This window comes from Rapidithrix thailandica (assembly GCF_039710355.1).
GTDB lineage: Bacteria > Bacteroidota > Bacteroidia > Cytophagales > Flammeovirgaceae > Rapidithrix > Rapidithrix thailandica.
Genome location: NZ_JBDKWZ010000002.1, coordinates 52,133 through 70,140, shown reverse-complemented (window position 1 = coordinate 70,140; position 18,008 = coordinate 52,133). Strand labels below are relative to the sequence as shown.

Here is an 18,008-nt window from a genome sequence, read left to right as displayed (position 1 = left end):
ACGCCTTTTTCATTTGCTTATTATGCTTTTAGCCAAGAGGACTATTGGACCTATTTCTTTTTATACAACTTTCTTTGGTGGCTGATGTTAATTTATGCGCTCATACTTAGTGGTGATCTATTTCGAATTCGAGCAAAAGGTAGGGAGTCCCTCATATGGATCGCTCTCATCATCATCCGGGGAGCTATTATGTCGATAAGTATTACCTTTACCCTAATTAAAAATTTATAAGAAACACCTGCTTTTTTTGAACTTTCATAAAACGATCATGCCAGCAATTCTTGAATTCTATCATACCTTTCCTGTACTCTCCCGATGGTTAGGTCTGGCCTTACTTTACTTGCTTGTCATACTGCCCGGTATGGTATTCCGTATAAAAAACTGGAATACGAAAAGGGGGGCACTTATTATTTTGGGAGTTTCCCCCTACTACTTTGCCTTTGCAGCCTCCGGTCAGGAATATTTCTGGAAATACCTTTTCACCTATGGCCTTTCCTGGTGGGTGATATTTTTCTATGACCTGGAATTAATTGGGCGAACAAAAAAAACCAAAAAAATGGATGATGGGGAACCCGTTTACTGGCTGTATGCGGTTATTCTTTGGGGAATTGCCATGCAACTGGGCATCATTGTTCACTTTATTTGGATTTTTGCTGATATTATCACGTTTTTCAAAACGGATCTCAGCATCAGTATTTGGATCTTATTCGGAATACTTTATGTCATTGTCACGATTCCGGGTATGTTGTACAAACGAAAAAACTGGAACAGCCGCAAATTCATGTTGATCGTCTTATACCTTGCCCCGGTATATTTTTGTTGGACGGCCTTTTCTGAACCGCACTTTTGGTCACATTTGATTGTTTTTGGGCTTTCCTGGTGGTTTTTATGGGTATATGATCAAGACTTATATTACAAAACTACTTATCCTTCACAACATCTTGACAAAGAACAAAAAGAAGCCCTCCGAACGGATAGTTCGGATAAATACCGGATGTATGCCTTAAATATTTGGGCACTGTGCATCGCGATAGCCATTGGCTTTTATCTTTTAGCTTAGAAAAAAGAAGATTTGTTGACACTCGTTATACAAAAACGAATACCCGTTAAGAAAACGTATCTCAGGGAAGATTCCCAATTCGAGACAAACAACCTTCACAAAACGAAAACTTCCATGTCATCAATCATAGAATTTTTACAGTCTGTTCCCGTACTTACCGGATGGTTAGGTTTGGCCTTATTCTACATCCTTGCCACAATTCCCGGCATGTTCTATTACAAGAGAAACTGGAACACCAAATTTGGCGCGATCACCGTCTTAAGTCTATCCCCTTTCTATTTTGCTTTTGCAGCCATTGGGCAGGACTACTTCTGGATTTATATTTCTATTTACAGTCTTACTTGGTGGTTTCTGATATTCTATGATTTGGAATTATCCGGTCGAACCACAAAAATGGGAGAAGGAGGTCCCTTCATCTGGATGCTTCCGATGTACCTTTGGATCCCTGTCATGGTTTTGGGTATAGTACTTCACTACGTCTGGATCTTTGATGAAGTGGTTACTTTTTTCAAAACGGACCTCAGCATTGGCATTTGGTTGTTATTCGGACTACTTTATTTTATCGTGACGAATGCGTTTAAATGGAATGTCCATAAAATCATGTTAATCATCCTGTTTCTTTCCCCGGTGTATTTTTGCTGGTCGGCTTTTTCTCAACCCTATTTCTGGTCACATTTGGCCATATTCAGTTTTTCTTGGTGGGTTTTATGGTTGGATGACGTGAGGCATGAGCAGGCATTTGCACCAGATTATTTTTCTTTCTGGGAATCTCTGAAGTACAGCAAATGGAACACCCTGTTAAGCCAAAAGTCCGGGTATTTCTGGTTCCTTTGCACTTTAGTAGCCATTGGGTATCATCTGTTTTTTTAAGAATACTTAAAAAACCTCCCAGAAACAAAGAAATATTTAATGACCGTCATTCATGTCGTCACTCATCCATTTTTCCCATACTTTTCCTATCCTCAGCGGATGGATAGCATTCATCTTGTTATACGTTCTGGCCACGATTCCCGGAATGGTATTCCGCAAGAAAAACTGGAACAGCCGTCTCGGAGCGCTTGCTATAATGGCGATTTCCCCATTTTATTTCGCTTTTGCAGCCATCGGGCAAGACTATTTCTGGACCTATATCTCCATTTACAGCCTGAGCTGTTGGTGTTGGATGTTATACGATATGCAATTAATCGACCGGACCATGCAAATAAATGAAGGCGGACCTTTTATTTGGATATTGTGGATTTATCTTTGGCTGGCTGTCATGCTTTTGGGCATTTTCTTTCACTATCTCCGGGTTTTTGACGAAGTGATCACTTTTTTTAAAACTGACCTCAGTATTGGTCTTTGGTTGCTTTTCGGGATTATTTACCGGTTGGCGATGATTCCAGGATATTATCATGAGAGAAAAAACTGGAACTGCCGCAAGTTCATGTTAATTATTTTATACTTAGCTCCCCTATACTTTAGTTGGATGGCTTTTTCTCAGCCCTACTTTTGGTCACATTTACTACTTTTCAGCCTTTCCTGGTGGCATTTGTTAAGTCATGATCTATATCTGTATCAAATCACCACCACTTCTCACCGAAGAGCCTTAGCCGCCCAAAGAGGAGAAAATTACGATGCTACGGAATTGTTTAACCGGTCCCGAAAGCTTTGGGTAAAAGCCCGGTATGTTTGGTTTTTCAGTACATCAATTGCCGTTGGGTATCACCTGTTTGCTTAACGAGAGAAGTCATTGTGAACACTAGGGTCTGTCTTTTTCCAATTGCCCCAACACTTCATTTTTCGTGAATGGCGCTTGCTTTCTCCCCAGCAGTTTTCTGATAGACAGCAATCCGATGGCAGGTCCTATGGCTAAAAGAAGGAAACTGTACGGGCTGTTCATCTTCATAAGCAACCAAGTCATTAGTTGTATACTCACAATAGTAATGGCAAATCCAATGCAATTGACAATGGTCAGAGCCGTACCGATTTTCTCTTGTGGTGCCGTTTGGGAGACCAAGGTGGAAAACTGAGGAGAATCCGCTACTACCGCCATGCCCCAAATCAATAAAAACAACAAGAAAAACGCGCTGGGAATATAAAAGGCCAAGGGTGAGAGCATACAACAAAGTCCTGAAGTCAACAAAGCAACAAACGCAACTTTGGCACTGCCATAATGCAAAGAAAAATAACCTCCCGCCACACAAGACAATCCTCCTATGCCAATGGTAAAAAAAGAAAGCAGGGAAATGTCCCAATCTATACCCGGATGAACATCAATATAGCTTCGGAGGATAAACGGAAGAAAAGCCCACAAGCTGTATAACTCCCACATATGCCCAAAGTACCCGGTCGCTGCCGCTTTAAAATCCGGTTTTTGGAATACTTTGAAAAACGCCTTTATATCCGGTTGAGGGCTTCTTTTATGATAAGGCCCATCCGGAACAAATACCAAAATCAACAAACCTCCCGCTATGGCAAAAGCAGAAGTGGCACACAAGACATAGGGCCAAGGCAATTCTTGTAAAAAGGTTTTAATCAGATGCGGGAAGGCCGTGCCTACTACCAATGCCCCAACCAGATAGCCCAATGCTTTCCCTAGGCCTTTCCGGTGCCAATCCGCTGCGATTTTCATCCCTACCGGATAAATCCCTGCCAGAAAAAAGCCCGTTGCAAACCGCAAGCTCAACAAAGACCAATAACCTTGGCCAATCACATAAACCAGTACGTTAGCGATGGCTCCGGCCAAAGCACAAATAAAAAACACCTTTGAAGGGGAATAGCGATCGGAAAGGGTCAACAAAGCAAATACCAAGGTACCCGAGATAAAGCCCAACTGCACGGCTGAGGTCAACGCTCCTACCGAACCTTCCGGCAAATGAAAGGCCACTTGTAATTCTGAAATAATGGCATTTCCTGCAAACCACAAAGAGGTTCCGGCAAACTGAGATAGAACGATAATGGGCAGTATCCTGCTCTCCTTTGTGAAATGCATGAATTATGGTTGTGTAAAAGTAATCCGTATGTATAGCCACATTCCATCCCAACCCTATCATACAGCCGGATGGAATGTAACTATAAATACAATACTATCACAGAATAGAGGATGTAATCATCATATCAGATAATTCCCAAGACTTATCGAATTGCTTTTTGGTTTCTTTGGCTTCCGGATTTTTACCTTGGGCTTTCAAACTATTGTGCAAACCGATCAAGGACCATCCGTTATTACGGTTAATTTCCAAATCTTCCCGGTATACCATTTCGGCTTCAACAGGCATATTGGCTTTTAAGAATACGGCACCCAGTGTTTGCCGTACAGGAATATGCCAGGCGGCCGGTTCACTATACACCAACTCGTCTTCAAACTTTACCCCTTCTTTCAAAAGTTCGATGGCCATTTGATAATCTCCGTTGGCGGCCGCTATTTCTCCTGCCAATACTCGCTGTGCTACTTTTGCCACGTTAATCGTAGGGTTGGTATAATTGGCAATAAGCGTTTCCAAATCAGGATCTTCCAGCATTTTTTCAATTGCCATGAGTTCCTCTTTCGCATCCTTCATATTTTGCTTCCGCAAGAAAGCAATTCCCCGGGTATAGTGCCAGATCAACATTACGTGTTTGTAATCTTTGCCTGGTTGCGGAGTGGTGAGGACTTCATTCCATTTGCCAAAACGCAAGTTGGCCAACATAGGCGTAGAAAAATAATCTTGCAAAAAAGTGAAGGTATTTAATTCGCTTACCGGAATTTTTTCCGCGGTTTTTTTGGAAGCCTCCAAGGCCGTTCTGCTATCGCCCAAAAAACTTGCAGCGGACCACAAAAAGTGGATATTATGAGGGTAATAGGCCAAAGGGTACAAGCCTTGTGCATAACATTGAGAAATATAATCCTCATCAGCTTCAATGGCCCCGATGTTAGACTTCACGGCTTCTTCATAGCGCCCTATCCGGATAAAAATATGAGCGGGCATATGCACCAAGTGCCCGGCTCCTGGCATCAGCGAACCTAGTTTCTCAGCACTGACAATACCTGTTTCCGGATAAGGCAATTCCACCATATGGATATAATAATGGTGGGCGCCCGGATGTTCCGGATTTAATTTCATCGCTGTTTCCAAGGCTTTTTTTGCATCCATTGTGCCGGGGTTCGGATTTCCCTCATTATCCCAATAATTCCATGGCATGGTATTCATAATAGCCGCTCCGTATAAGGTTTGAATATCGGCATCCTCCCGATACCTTTCCACCACTTCTTTCATGGCTTCTACATACGTTTGGTTTAATTCACCCAATTCTGACATTACGTTTTTACTATACCGCTTACTCAAGGCATTGATCATAGCCATTTCTTTTTCAGTGGCATGCATCATCAATTGTTTTGCTTTTTCTGAAGCTTCATAGGCTTTTAACCTCCGTTCGTTATCAGGCATAGGGTCGTTGATATTAGGCCCTAAAGCATAGGCTTGTCCCCAAAATGCCATAGCACATGTGGGATCCAAACGTGCGGCTTCCATAAAAGAACGGTGAGCCTCCGCATGGTTAAAAGCGTAAGTAAGCCTGATCCCTTGATCAAAAAAGGTTTGGGCTTTTTCCACATTGGTAGTTACCTTAAAGTGATGATTTCCTAAATTTTCGAACAAAGGGGCAACAGGCCGGTCGGGATTGGCGACTTCGTATTCAAACTTGGCCGGGGTGCACCTTACTAATTTGCGGTCGAGGTTGGCAAAAGCAAGTTGAGAAGCTTTTGCCAGTTCCGTAGTTTTTTTAGGTTGCTTTTGTTCGCCAAAGAAGTGCTCGAATGTGGCAAAGGTAATCGCAACGATAAAGAGTGCTAAAATGATAGGGACTCTTTTCATGGCATTGAAGTAGTTAGCGTAAATAAATAGAAAGTGGTTATTGCCTAACGAAGTTAAAAAATTACCCATCCAATATCAATGCTTTCACACAAAGTATTTTACCTTTTCACCTCATTACCAGTTTATTCCCATTCAATAAATTACAAACCTGTTTATCAGTATATTACCAACAAAACACCACCAAATATAGCTTTAAGGAGACAAGGGTTTTACTTCCTAAATATTTTCATGCGCATCATTATCTTTTCAAAATAAATATAAGCCATTCTTCACGTTCCGGAAGTACTGCTTCTCTCCTGTTCATCCATTTTGATAACCTAAATGTATACATTGTTATGGTATTAATATTGAGTATAAAAAAATACAGAGAGGTGCCGCATTTCAGTACCTCTCTGTATTTGTGGAGCTTGCAGGGAAATAGACCTATACTGCCTGATTGACCGATTGTAAAACTTCTGCGGTTACGTCTTTTCCTCCTTGAAAGTTCTTGATCAAACTACCAATGGTATAAATAGGTCCCCAAGGAATGCCCCACCATCCCAGAAAAAAGCTAAGTAGAGAAAAACCCAATCCTTGACTGATTCCGGACTCACCGGACCGGATAAAATAGATGTCCGAAGACCTTCTGAACGTCATAATGATGATGGAAATCGTATATTGATACACAACAAATTTAGCTCCGTGTTCCAATTCACGATTGATTTCTTGAGTGGACAGATCCTCAATTCCTTTAATAGCGGCCATAGCAATTATTTAATCAGGTTTAACAAAGTATACATACTCTATTAAACTTCTCAAATCCTATTATTATTACAGATATAAAGGTAGTTGTTCCTACTATTCAATTACCTGACGGTGAGTATTAAATAATTTCAAAAAATACGCAGGCAAAATGACCAACTTTTTTTCATTTATTGATCGGTAAAAATCCCGGTCATTTCCAATAAATGTCAATAGTTAAACTCTTCCCTATCTAAAATACCCCAAGCCATTGCAAGGATCGGAATCACATCAGTGGAAAACTTCTGAAGTATAATAAAGTAACAGAATACCTTGCTCTCTAAACAGGACTTTTACTTGCCCCGGCCGGAGATATACTTCCCGGGAAGTCATGAGGGGCCAGTCTTGTGGGTGGAGTTGTAAACTCTCCCATAACTCCAGACTCACTACCGTATCTGACTTTGATTCATTTTGCACCCATTGATTTAAGTTTTTCGCATCGGTTTTTAAGGCTATTTTCATCCGGTAATCTGAAGGACCGGGCACCCAGCCATTGTCATTATCCTGATACCAAATTTTGTATTTGACTTCCTTTACCGGAGAGCACACCTTCAGGTATTCCTTTAAAAAGGAAAGCTTTTCCTACTGGCTATCAAACACATCACTCGATGTATCGGTAGTTAAACTTTTATCCGATGAGCAAGCTGTTCCCAAACTTAGGATAAGCCAATAAAATACAAACTTCATGATTTCTAAATTATGGTTCGCCTTTGCCAAAGTACTTCTTTCAATAGAAGGCTTCAGTTTCACGGAAGACACCTGCGATGCCCATTATACCAAACTGACCCAAACCGCTAAAAAATGACATAGGCTACCGGCCAATACAAATAAATGCCAAATGGCGTGGTGGTAATACAAGCGTTGCCAAAGATAAAACACCACCCCGGCACAGTAAAAGCCCGCCCCGGCCATTGCTCCAATAAATATATCGGCCGGCATACTTTCCCACAAACTTCGAATGATTCCCAATGATGATAACCCAAGCCCCAAATACAGGCATGTAGAAAGCACCCGGAACTTTCCTGTATAAAACAGTTTGAAAACCATTCCGGCAATCACCAATATCCATTGCACCCATAGAAAATACACCGATACAGGCGGTTGAATATATTGAATCACAAAAAAGGTAGTGGTCCCGGCAATCAAAAAATAAATACTGATATGGTCCCAAATTTTTAAACCCTTCTTCACTTTTTCCTTCCGGACAGCATGGTACAAAGTAGAACTGGTATACACCATTAATAAGGACAGTTCGTAAACCACCAAGGCAAGCCATTGGGAGAGCCCTAGTGAAGCCCTCATAGCCAAGTGAAACAGCACAGGCATACTGCCCAAAATTAATAACAAACCCAAGCCATGGGTCAAACTATTGGCCAGTTCTTGTTTAACAGAATAGGTGTTTTGTTGCATCTTTTCTCCGGTTTTAGATCATACGCCCGAAGATATACCGGTCAGTCTTTGGCAAAAAGGACTTTGATTAGCTTTTGGCAAATTTCTCATTGCCGCCCCACACTAGCCTGTCCTTTTAAAGAAAAAACAAACTGTCTTCTCCGGTTTTTTAGAAAAGTTGCTTCATCGTTTGATTTACCAAATGATCAGCGGCACGGGTTGTTTCAGGCAAACGGTAGTTGGGAGATAAACGCAACACCCATTGGCAAGCCGTTTCCAGAGAAATCATATGCCCGACAGAAACAAAAACAGGTTTCACTTCTGTTTGAGTCCTTACGACCTTTCCCACTTCCTGCCCTTCAAAAAGCAAAGGAGTACTAGCCCCTCTTTCTTCGCCCGGTGCTTCAAACTCCCCGATCAAGCGGCTTTTGGCACATCCGATACTCGGTATCTGCAATTCGATTCCCAGATGGCAGGCCATACCCACTCCTTTGGGATGCGCCATCCCCTGCCCGTCACAAACTATCAAGTCCGGTTGAATTCTAAGCTTTTCAAATGCCTTCAGTATCGGAGGAATTTCCCTAAAAGAAAAGAGCCCGGGAATATAGGGAAAACAGATCCTGTCTTCACAAATAGCGGTTTCGACACATTCCAGGGTAATGGCATCCAATATTGCCAGGCCTGCTACCACACGTTGTGCAACTTCATTATACGCTACGTCTACTCCCGCAATAAATTTCACTTCACTGGAAGGATCTCCTTCCGTAAGGATTTGTTTTTTAATATCTTCTTGTATGTTGAAAAACGGTTCGAGCTCCAGCTCCTCTTTCTTCACCCCTTCTTGTTGAAAGTATTTCCTTTCATTTTGCCATTTTTGATAGTCAAATGTATTTTTTTTCATAGTACAAAGTAATATAAAGAAGTGTTAAATCCCCCTTTTAAAACGGGTTATTAACCCAAAAGAAGGCTTATGTTCATACAAGGTTCTTACAAGTGAATATACGCTTGTGAAGTCTTGCTTCATCACTTATGTCCAACAGTAAACAAAGCTTCTTCTTCCCGGTTAATAAGAAGGAGGTCCGGAGCCTATTGGCAAGGGTATTCTATGAATAGAAAATTCTCAATAATGTTCAATTTTGCTACTTCTAAAAAGCGGATAAATCACTGCAAAGAGATAGTCATTCCGGAATTCTTTAAATTTGCCTATACAAAAAATTCAAATCAGATATGTGGAGTAATATCAACGTAAAACTCAAAGGCCTATTCATTCTTTTATATCTTCCTTTGTGCACCTTTTCCCAAAATATAAACAGTGCATTGACTGCGGACGACTTTCATGGCGAATGGTACGGATATTATGATATGGAAAATTCCACGGATCCTATGCTAACGGTACTGGTTCTCCGAAAAGTAGCGCACAACAAAGTGAAGGGGGCCTTTATCTGGTCGGATTACTTTAACAGCAAAACACTTATTGAAGGGGAACTCAAAAACGATACGTTAACGCTCCGGGAAACAAAATTACTTCAAGGCTACGAAAGGGATTTATCCGGCAAATATGTATTTACCTTAGACAATTCTTCTAAAAAAAGGCTTACGGGTTCTTTTATCAACGCCCGTGTAAGTACTGCAAAACTTTCCCTGACCCTTAAGAAGGAATTACCGGAAAGCAAAGCCTCAGCCTTCAAACAAAAAATTTTCGACAATATACAACGGTACGGAACAACTACCTTTTCCCCGGTGAGTGAAACGCTGCGTTTTGAAGATATTCATAAGAAATACAAAGAGTTGTACTTTCCGGATACTCCACGCTACAAAGTACTGGAAGCCAGTGGCAGCACCTTTATCAAAGACATGAAACTGCCTATTTCCTTGGTAGCCACAAATGACAACCGGCAATTTGTCAAAATCAAATACCAGGGGCAAGATGTATTATTGGGAAGGGTTGGCTCTGAAGAGTGGAAATATGAACCTATCAAAGGGGAGTTATTGGAATATGAAGTAGCCCTTTCGGAATTATCCACATTCAACTATCTTCAAAATCAACTTGCATGGCAGCTCAAAAACGGATTCACCTGTATCAAAATAGAAAATGCCCATATGGATTCATCAGACTGTTATAAGTTGGTTTTTCAGAAGGAAGATACCATAAAGGCTTTGTATCTCGACAAAAATACATTTCAACTTCGAAGAAAGGATCATAATTACAAGATGATACTTTATTCAGGTTTCCAAGAAACACCCGGAGGAACCATCCCATTTCGTAAACAAGAAATCGGTTTGAACGCTCATAATTTGATTATTTTAAATCATTTTGACTTTAAACCGGAAGTTGATACTACGCTTTTTAAGATTCCCGGTCATCTACAACACAAACGCCACAGAATCGTCAGCGAAAGTGAAGTCCATAATGAAAAAGGAATTCAACATTATGAAAATCAAAAATTTGAAAAAGCGATTAGTGAATTTACCCAAGCCATCCGGATACAACCGGAAGCAGCCAATTACTACCTCAACCGGGGCATGGCCAAATACGAAGTAAAAGATTATTACGGTGCGATCAGTGATTACACACAATGCCTGGAAAGAAACCCCTTGGAGGCCGATGCTTTAAACCGCAGAGGGCTGGCCAAATATCAACTGAAGGATCTTGAAAATGCCTTGGTCGATTTCTCAAAAGTCATCGCCTTAGACAGCAACCATATCGATGGAATCACCAACCGGGCGTACACGCATTTTGAAATGAAAGAGTATGAAAAAGCCAATCATGATTTTTCCAGGTTGATTGTGCTGGACAGCAACAATACGCAGTTTTACGTTGACAAGGCGGTAACACTGGCCGAATTAGCCCAATACGAAGAGGCCTTAACTTATTATAACCAAGCCATAGAATTGGGAAATGAAGACTCCGACCTATACAATTACAGGGGAGTTACTTACTATGCTTTGGGAAATTTTGCATTAGCCCAACAAGATTTTGCCTACGCCTTCTCCAAAGATTCAAGCGATTATATCAAAGCCCAAAACTTAGGCGATGCATTATTCGAATTAAAAAAATACGAAGCGGCCAAGGAAGCTTATACCCAGGCCATGAACGTGACTAATCCCCAAAGTGGAAAGCTGCATTATACCATCGGGCTATGCCATTACTACCAGGAAGACTATGCTATGGGCATACGTTACTTCTCGCAAGCGATAGAGCAAAATCCCCGGGAAGCCAGCTACTTCGATTACAGAGCCCGCTCCTATATGAACTTGTCTCAATACACCGAAGCCATTGAAGATTACTCCTCTTCCATCAACTTTCATCCAAACGATGCACAAATCTATTTGGAAAGGGGAACGGCCAAAATTGCCCTCCATAACAAACACGATGGCTGTCGTGATTTTAAGAAAGCCCAGGAAATGGGAAATGAGGAAGCCGATAAGATGATTGAAGAATATTGTAATTACTATCTGGACGAATAAAACCGTTCCCAAACCCGGATTACGGAATAAAAGAAATGCAGACCGCATAAGGAAATCTGCATTTCTTAAGGAATTGTCCTTTGGGGAGGTAATTAAACAAAGGTCAACAGATAACCCAATAAAGCTCCACCCACCACAATCCAGATGGGGCTCACTTTGGTAAAGGCAAAAGTGATCACAGTACTTAATACAGCGATTGCCCAAGCCTTTCCATCGATTAACACCTCCTGACAAAGGTGAAAGGTTACGGCCGCCATAATGCCAACAGCACCGATATTGACGGCATCCAAAAAACCACCGGCCAACGAGGACTTCCGAAGTTTTGGAACGAGAGGATTTAATAGTAAAACGAATAAAAAAGAGGGTAAGAAAATCCCCGAGGTTGCTGCTATTGCCCCCCAAAAACCATTGATCTGATACCCGATAAAAGTGGCCGTTGACAATACCGGACCCGGAGTAAATTGCCCGATAGCAATGGCGTCCAACAACTCTTGTTTGGTCAGCCAGCCTAGGCCTTCCACCAACTCTCCGTCAAGATAGGCCACCAACACATAACCACTCCCAAACAACACGGCCCCGATTTTCAAAAAGACCAGAAACAGTTTGGTATTGGAAACAGGCCCCAACAATGTAGTTCCTAAATTCAATAGAAGTAAAGGAGTAAGGGAATGTAATGCCTTACCGTTGCGGTGATTTATTATTCCAAACCATAACAAGCCGATCATACCCGCGCCAAGTATACCAACAACCTCATTGACACCCATCAAAGACGCAACGATCACCAATCCGCCTATCACACCAAGTTGCCAGTTTTTCAATGCTTTCTTCCCCAGCTTAATGATAGCGCTTAAGATAATCGCAATCACAGCAGGTTTAATACCGTATAGAAAGGGCTCAATCGCAGGCACTTTGCCATACTCTACATACAGCCACGCTAATATGCCGGTGGAAATGGCCGCGGGAAGGATAAAAGAGATGCCGGCCAAAAATAAGCCTTTCCATCCCGCTCTTTCATGCCCGCAATGCATCGTCATCTCCGTAGAATTCGGCCCGGGAATTAAATTGGTCGCCCCTACCAAGTCCAGAAAATGCTGTCTGTCCATCCATCTTCTTTTGGTCACTATTTCTTTTTCCATCATGGCAATATGAACCGCAGGACCGCCAAAAGCGAAGAGGCCTAATTTGGAAAATACTTTTACAACTTCTATCAAGTCCTTTTTTTGATTCACTTCTGGTGGAGCACTAGGAGTCTTTTGCATCATAACGCGTCAAATTTCAAACAATAATTTCTTTATTTTAGCAATTCCAAAATTAGACAATGATCTCCTTGTAATATGGTCGATTTGAAAATAATCTGGTATCCTTTACTCTTGGCTGTTTCTAAAGGATTGCGGGGTGGTACCCACATGACGTTTGAAATACTTTACAAAGTGGGAGGGATCTTTAAAATTCAGCGAAAAAGCGATTTCGGCAACTGACAATGCCGTGTAAATCAGTAGTCTTTTGGCCTCATGGATGATATACCCGGCAATGACTTTTGTGGCAGCTTTCCCCGTATTTTTCCTACACAGTTGATTCAGGTTTTGCGGAGTAGTATTCAAAACCTCCGCATAGTAAGCAATGTTGTTTTTTACCGTTTCCGAGTTGTTCAGCAACTCCCGGAAAGCATGAAATAAATCTTCCTTGGGTTTTACAACCCCCGGGCGGGTTTTGGGATAGGACGCGACCTTGGCAAAAAAAGCTTTCAACAAACCTTCAAGGATGGTAAACTGGCACTTACCAGCTGATGCACTTTCCGAAAGGATAATCTTCAGAAGGTTTTCTATGGTAGAGCTGTCTTTTAATTCTATGCAATTCAAATTACTGATTTCCGAAAGCAAGGCCTTTAATTCCTGATCCAGACTTTGCTCCAAAAAGCTCTTTTTTAAAATCATGACATACCCTTCCGGCTCACTTGTCAACTCCCAATGATGAACTTGCTCTTTCCGGATAAAAAACAACACAGGAGGAATCACCTTGAATTTTTGGTGGTCAATGGTATGAAATCCGGTTCCTTTCGAAAGATAAATCACTTCAAAATAATTATGATGGAGATGTGGCTTAGTCTTTCTTATATGCTTTCTGAAAGGTGAAATTTGTATACTTTGGCTATTGTTCGACTTATCTTTGGTTTCTATTTCTCTGGTCATAGGATCATGATAAATTTCCGGGTAAAAATAATCAACACAGGAATAATTTACTTTGTGCTTTCTACTGTGGTAAAAAAACTGAACCACATAGGGCACAGTAGCGCACATAGGTTTGGAATCAGGGAACCGCTTTTTCTATTGCGGCTCTATGTCTCTATTATGGTAAAAAAAACTCTGAACCACATAGGGCACAGTAGCACATATAGGTTTTGAATCAGGGAACCGCTTTTTTCTATTGTGACTCTATATTACTACTGTGGTAAAAAAACTGAACCACATAGGGTACAGTAACACATATAGGTTTTGAATGAGAAGATCGCTTTTTTCTATTGCGGCTCTATGTCTCTATTGTGGTTAAAAAAACTGAACCACATAGGGCACAGTAGCGCACATAGGTTTTGAATCAGGGAACCGCTTTTTCTATTGCGGCTTATCTCTCTATTGTGGTAAAAAAACTCTGAACCACATAGGACACAATAGTGCACATAGGTTTGGAATGAGGGAATCGCTTTTTTCGATTGTGAATCTATGTCTCTATTGTGGTAAAAAAACTCTGAACCACATAGGACACAGTAGCGCACATAGGTTTTGAATCAGGGAACCGCTTTTTCTATTGCGGCTCTATGTCTCTATTGTGGTAAAAAAACTCTGAACCACATAGGACACAGTAGCGCACATAGGTTTTGAATCAGGGAACCGCTTTTTTCTATTGTGAATCTATGTCTCTATTGTGGTTAAAAAACTGAACCACATAGTGCACAGTAGCACACATAGGTTTGGAATCAGGGAATCGCTTTTTTCTATTGTGAATCTATGTCTCTATTGTGGTTAAAAAAACTGAACCACATAGGACACAGTAGCACATATAGGTTTTGAATGAGAAGATCGTAAATGCTATTAAATACCTACAACCCGGACAGGGTAAATACGACAATCTTGATCATTGTACATATTTAAAAATCAAATGAAGAATAATTGAGCTATTTTAACGGGGCGACCTTCCGTTCACCAGAGTATTTTCGAATTTAAAATTAAACAGCCAACGGTTACCAAATTTATCAATCAGTCCCCCGAACAATGCTCCCCAATAGTTTTTTTCAATCGGATGAACAGATTGGCCTCCCTCTGACAGTTTTTCATAGTAGTCCCTCATTTCCAGCTCACTATTACAATCTATCAACATGGACATGGCATTACCTCGAACCAAACCTTGTTCTTCTACCATATCCGTTCCCATAATCACCAAATCGTTGATTTTCAACGAAGCTTGTACAACACAGTTTTTGAAAGACTCGGGCAGTTCTTCATTCAATGGGGAATCTCCTAAAGTTTGAAGATGAAGTTCACCTCCCAAACATTCATGATAAAATTCCATCGCACAGCGACAGTTCCCATTAAACGTAAGATACGTAATGATTCGGTTCATATAAATTGTTCTTAGGGTTCCATACATCTCATTTCCATCCAGGTATTCTTCCAGGCAATACCCACCTTTATCCGATGTTTGGCTGTATTTGCACTAGTTGTTATTCTCACTCAAAGATGGGGAGTTCGCACAAATTTCAGGAGGCGTAAAAACGACAGTTTAAAGGGTTGATTCCGCCAACACAAAAATTTATATTTGCTTTATGAAAAATGTGTCCATATTCGTTCCGGAGTCTGCCGTACTGGAAGCGGTGGCAGACCCCCGTTACCTGTTTTCCGCAGCCAACCAGTTTCTGCAATCCTCCGGCAGACCACCTCTGTTTGAAGTACAGTTGGTCGGACTCAACAAAGAAGTTAAATTACATGACGGCTCTTTTTCCGTTCATACGGATAAACTACTGGAAGAAGTCGAGCAGACCGACCTGATTGTTATTCCAGCCTTGTTTGGCGATATGTCCTCGGCCATTGAGAAAAACAAAGAGGCCATCTCCTGGATTATCCGGCAGTACGAAGGTGGAGCCGAAGTTTCTTCTCTCTGTGTGGGCGCCTTTTTGTTGGCATCCACAGGACTACTCAACGGAAAGAGGTGTTCTACGCATTGGGCATTTTACAATGAATTCCAAGAAATGTTTCCCGAGGTAGAAATCGTAGACGGAAGTATTATCACTGAAGAAAACCGTATTTATTCGAGTGGAGGCGCGAACTCCTATTGGAACCTGCTTTTATACTTATTGGAAAAGTATACGGACAGGGATACGGCTATTTTGGCGGCCAAATATTTTGCCATTGATATCGACAGGGAAAGCCAAGGGGCCTTTGCCATGTTTAACGGACAAAAAAGTCATAAGGATGCGGAAGTAAAAAAGGCGCAGGAATATATTGAGGAAAATTATTATGAGAAAATTACGGTGGATGATTTGGCAAACCTGGTAGCCGTAAGCCGTAGAAGTTTTGAACGCAGGTTTAAACAAGCCACGAACAATACGATTATAGAATATATTCAACGGATAAAAATCGAGGCGGCCAAACGCAGCTTCGAAGCCACCCGGAAGAATATCAACGAAGTCATGTTTGATGTGGGTTATACGGATACCAAAGCTTTCCGGAATGTTTTTAAGAAAATCACGGGTCTCACACCGATCGAATACCGAAACAAATACAATAAAGGCGCGGTCTACAATTAGTGCTCGAAAGTTGGAAAAGTGAAGCAATAAAGAAATGGACATCCGGCCCGTAAACTTGACCGGATGTCCATTCAGGGCGTTCGGTATACCCCGGTTTACCCCTTTAAATATTTCTTCCTCAGTTTGTTCAATAAGTTCACCAAGTCTCCCACTTCCTTTTCGGTGCTTGTATAATTTGTAATACAAGCCCTTAAAGCAGGCATTTTCTTTATGGTGTAAATCGAAATCCAGGCCTTTCCGGAATTGACTACCTCTTGGCAAAGAGCCGGCACGAATTGGGAATCCGTTGTAAACCTGGCGTCTGTAAAGCAAACGATAGGCAAACAGGTATCGTTGAGCAGTTCCCAATCATGCTCAAGCAATTGTTTCTTTAATAATGCTCCGGTTTCCGACACCGACCTGACCATACCGGCCAATCCTTCCCAGCCCACCATCAAGAGCTGTAAATAGAATTTCAAACCGATAAACCGGCGCGACCACTGAAGAGAGTGCGTATAAGGATCGGTCACCTTCATTTCGCTCGCTTCTTTCGGCATATAGTCGGCAGTAATTCTGAAGGTTTGGTGCAAGGAGGCAGGATGCCGGGTAATAAACATACTGGTAGCCATAGGGGCTGAAAACCACTTATGAATATCAATGGTAATGGAGTCGCTTTCTTCGATACCTTCCAGGTATTTTTTTAGCTCAGGTTCTACAATCAAAGCTCCCCCGTAAGCTGCATCTACATGGTACCAAAGCCCGTACTTTTTGGCGGTTTGCGCCAGCTCTTGTAAGGGGTCCAGAGCACCGGTTCCCGTAGAACCTGCATTGGCGATAAGCATAAATGGCTCGCTCCCGTTCTTCCGGTCAGTTAATAGTTGCGCTTCCAAACAGTCCGGTTGCATTTTTCCCATTGCATCTACAGGAATTGGCCTCAGGGCATCCCAACCTAAACCCACCACCTTTGCAGCCCGGATGACTGAGTGGTGCGCTTCCGCGGAACAATAGAGTACCGGAGATACTTCCAAGCCTCTCAAGCCTTCATTGGCATATTGAGGAAAGTGATGATTCAAGGCACAGAGTACCGCAGTAAGATTCGCCTCTGCTCCACCCGTACAAAACGTGCCGTCAATGTACGACTCCTCATACCCAAACATTTTACCCAAGCCTTTGATACAATAGTTTTCTACTTCCGCAGCAAAAGGCGCATGGCTCCAGGCGGCCATCTGAGGATTAAACACCGCAGTAATCACATCGGCCAGGATGCCGGGAAAATTCGACCTTGGGTTAAAAAGCCCGAAATAAGAAGGGTGAGAAGTATGAACCGTAAATTCGGAAAGTCCTTTGAGCACATGTTCCAATGCCTCCCGGGCAACCAATGGCTTCTGAAAATCGTGCTGCTCCACCAGCTTTCTGATGGCTTGCATTTCCAGTGCCGGCGCAACTTTTTGACGGGAAGTATTTTCATAGTACTCTTCCAAGCGGGTAATCAGAAACTCCCAAATATTCTTTCGTTCCCTTGCCGTAAAGTCAAGTGTTACTTTTGTATTCATATTTTCGAACATAGTTTATCGACTCAAAAAAATCCTCCTTGAAATTTCGAAGTTTTGTTTGTGGGTTGTGCTCCGCAAAATATCAATTTAACCGCCATCATACATTTTAGAACACAACCCATACCTGTTACTCAGGTAGTTGTAAT

Annotated in this window: 15 protein-coding genes; 5 read left to right on the top strand and 10 right to left on the bottom strand. The window is 41.8% G+C overall.

The window, feature by feature from the left end; translation table 11 throughout:
* Positions 1-268: 268 nt before the first annotated feature.
* From AAG747_RS03755 to AAG747_RS03745, 3 genes are all read left to right on the top strand, one after another.
* Complete coding sequence (locus AAG747_RS03755) at positions 269-1,060, top strand: hypothetical protein (protein ID WP_346819794.1); 792 nt, start codon at positions 269-271, stop codon at positions 1,058-1,060.
* 114 nt (positions 1,061-1,174) lie between these two features.
* Positions 1,175-1,930: a hypothetical protein gene (locus tag AAG747_RS03750; RefSeq protein WP_346819793.1), complete on the top strand. Its 756-nt coding sequence runs from the start codon at positions 1,175-1,177 to the stop codon at positions 1,928-1,930.
* A 52-nt stretch (positions 1,931-1,982) separates the two neighbouring features.
* On the top strand, positions 1,983-2,780 hold the full coding sequence (locus AAG747_RS03745; protein ID WP_346819792.1) for a hypothetical protein: 798 nt from the start codon (positions 1,983-1,985) through the stop codon (positions 2,778-2,780).
* Positions 2,781-2,801: 21 nt separating this feature from the next.
* Here the strand turns inward: AAG747_RS03745 and AAG747_RS03740 are convergent, their stop codons facing one another.
* The 6 genes from AAG747_RS03740 to nfi form a co-directional block, all read right to left on the bottom strand.
* Positions 2,802-4,034 (bottom strand): MFS transporter, encoded by a 1,233-nt coding sequence (locus AAG747_RS03740; protein WP_346819791.1) that lies wholly within the window; start codon positions 4,032-4,034, stop codon positions 2,802-2,804.
* 97 nt (positions 4,035-4,131) lie between these two features.
* Positions 4,132-5,895: a tetratricopeptide repeat protein gene (locus AAG747_RS03735; RefSeq protein ID WP_346819790.1), complete on the bottom strand. Its 1,764-nt coding sequence runs from the start codon at positions 5,893-5,895 to the stop codon at positions 4,132-4,134.
* A gap of 423 nt (positions 5,896-6,318) precedes the next feature.
* Positions 6,319-6,639, bottom strand: coding sequence for a hypothetical protein (locus AAG747_RS03730; protein ID WP_346819789.1), 321 nt, complete (start codon positions 6,637-6,639; stop codon positions 6,319-6,321).
* A 267-nt stretch (positions 6,640-6,906) separates the two neighbouring features.
* Complete coding sequence (locus tag AAG747_RS03725; protein ID WP_346819788.1) at positions 6,907-7,224, bottom strand: hypothetical protein; 318 nt, start codon at positions 7,222-7,224, stop codon at positions 6,907-6,909.
* Positions 7,225-7,446: 222 nt separating this feature from the next.
* On the bottom strand, positions 7,447-8,085 hold the full coding sequence (trhA, locus tag AAG747_RS03720) for a PAQR family membrane homeostasis protein TrhA (RefSeq protein ID WP_346819787.1): 639 nt from the start codon (positions 8,083-8,085) through the stop codon (positions 7,447-7,449).
* A 148-nt stretch (positions 8,086-8,233) separates the two neighbouring features.
* Entirely contained in the window at positions 8,234-8,965 is a 732-nt protein-coding gene (nfi, locus tag AAG747_RS03715; RefSeq protein WP_346819786.1) for a deoxyribonuclease V, read from the bottom strand.
* Between the two features lie 326 nt (positions 8,966-9,291).
* On the opposite strand from nfi, the gene AAG747_RS03710 reads away from it, so the two are divergent.
* Entirely contained in the window at positions 9,292-11,532 is a 2,241-nt protein-coding gene (locus tag AAG747_RS03710; RefSeq protein WP_346819785.1) for a tetratricopeptide repeat protein, read from the top strand.
* Positions 11,533-11,624: 92 nt separating this feature from the next.
* Here AAG747_RS03710 and chrA read toward each other — a convergent pair whose 3' ends face one another.
* The 3 genes from chrA to AAG747_RS03695 form a co-directional block, all read right to left on the bottom strand.
* Positions 11,625-12,794, bottom strand: coding sequence for a chromate efflux transporter (chrA, locus tag AAG747_RS03705; protein ID WP_346819784.1), 1,170 nt, complete (start codon positions 12,792-12,794; stop codon positions 11,625-11,627).
* Between the two features lie 102 nt (positions 12,795-12,896).
* The gene (locus AAG747_RS03700; RefSeq protein WP_346819783.1) at positions 12,897-13,829 is read right to left on the bottom strand and encodes an AraC family transcriptional regulator; all 933 of its coding nucleotides are present in this window, start codon (positions 13,827-13,829) and stop codon (positions 12,897-12,899) included.
* Positions 13,830-14,706: 877 nt separating this feature from the next.
* Positions 14,707-15,147, bottom strand: coding sequence for a VOC family protein (locus tag AAG747_RS03695; RefSeq protein ID WP_346819782.1), 441 nt, complete (start codon positions 15,145-15,147; stop codon positions 14,707-14,709).
* A gap of 202 nt (positions 15,148-15,349) precedes the next feature.
* Here AAG747_RS03695 and AAG747_RS03690 point away from each other — a divergent pair, with 202 nt between their 5' ends.
* On the top strand, positions 15,350-16,330 hold the full coding sequence (locus AAG747_RS03690; protein ID WP_346819781.1) for a GlxA family transcriptional regulator: 981 nt from the start codon (positions 15,350-15,352) through the stop codon (positions 16,328-16,330).
* 95 nt (positions 16,331-16,425) lie between these two features.
* On the opposite strand, the gene AAG747_RS03685 is transcribed toward AAG747_RS03690, so the two are convergent.
* Positions 16,426-17,862, bottom strand: coding sequence for a pyridoxal phosphate-dependent decarboxylase family protein (locus AAG747_RS03685; RefSeq protein ID WP_346819780.1), 1,437 nt, complete (start codon positions 17,860-17,862; stop codon positions 16,426-16,428).
* Positions 17,863-18,008 lie beyond the last annotated feature (146 nt).

Coding starts and splice junctions, on each gene's coding strand:
- AAG747_RS03745 (WP_346819792.1), top strand. CDS start 1,983: ATGTCGTCACTCATCCATTTTTCCCATACTTTTCCTATCCTCAGCGGA.
- AAG747_RS03755 (WP_346819794.1), top strand. CDS start 269: ATGCCAGCAATTCTTGAATTCTATCATACCTTTCCTGTACTCTCCCGA.
- trhA (WP_346819787.1), bottom strand. CDS start 8,085: ATGCAACAAAACACCTATTCTGTTAAACAAGAACTGGCCAATAGTTTG.
- AAG747_RS03700 (WP_346819783.1), bottom strand. CDS start 13,829: ATGTGCGCTACTGTGCCCTATGTGGTTCAGTTTTTTTACCACAGTAGA.
- AAG747_RS03730 (WP_346819789.1), bottom strand. CDS start 6,639: ATGGCCGCTATTAAAGGAATTGAGGATCTGTCCACTCAAGAAATCAAT.
- AAG747_RS03740 (WP_346819791.1), bottom strand. CDS start 4,034: ATGCATTTCACAAAGGAGAGCAGGATACTGCCCATTATCGTTCTATCT.
- AAG747_RS03710 (WP_346819785.1), top strand. CDS start 9,292: ATGTGGAGTAATATCAACGTAAAACTCAAAGGCCTATTCATTCTTTTA.
- AAG747_RS03685 (WP_346819780.1), bottom strand. CDS start 17,862: ATGAATACAAAAGTAACACTTGACTTTACGGCAAGGGAACGAAAGAAT.
- AAG747_RS03695 (WP_346819782.1), bottom strand. CDS start 15,147: ATGAACCGAATCATTACGTATCTTACGTTTAATGGGAACTGTCGCTGT.
- chrA (WP_346819784.1), bottom strand. CDS start 12,794: ATGATGCAAAAGACTCCTAGTGCTCCACCAGAAGTGAATCAAAAAAAG.
- AAG747_RS03750 (WP_346819793.1), top strand. CDS start 1,175: ATGTCATCAATCATAGAATTTTTACAGTCTGTTCCCGTACTTACCGGA.
- AAG747_RS03690 (WP_346819781.1), top strand. CDS start 15,350: ATGAAAAATGTGTCCATATTCGTTCCGGAGTCTGCCGTACTGGAAGCG.
- AAG747_RS03735 (WP_346819790.1), bottom strand. CDS start 5,895: ATGAAAAGAGTCCCTATCATTTTAGCACTCTTTATCGTTGCGATTACC.
- nfi (WP_346819786.1), bottom strand. CDS start 8,965: ATGAAAAAAAATACATTTGACTATCAAAAATGGCAAAATGAAAGGAAA.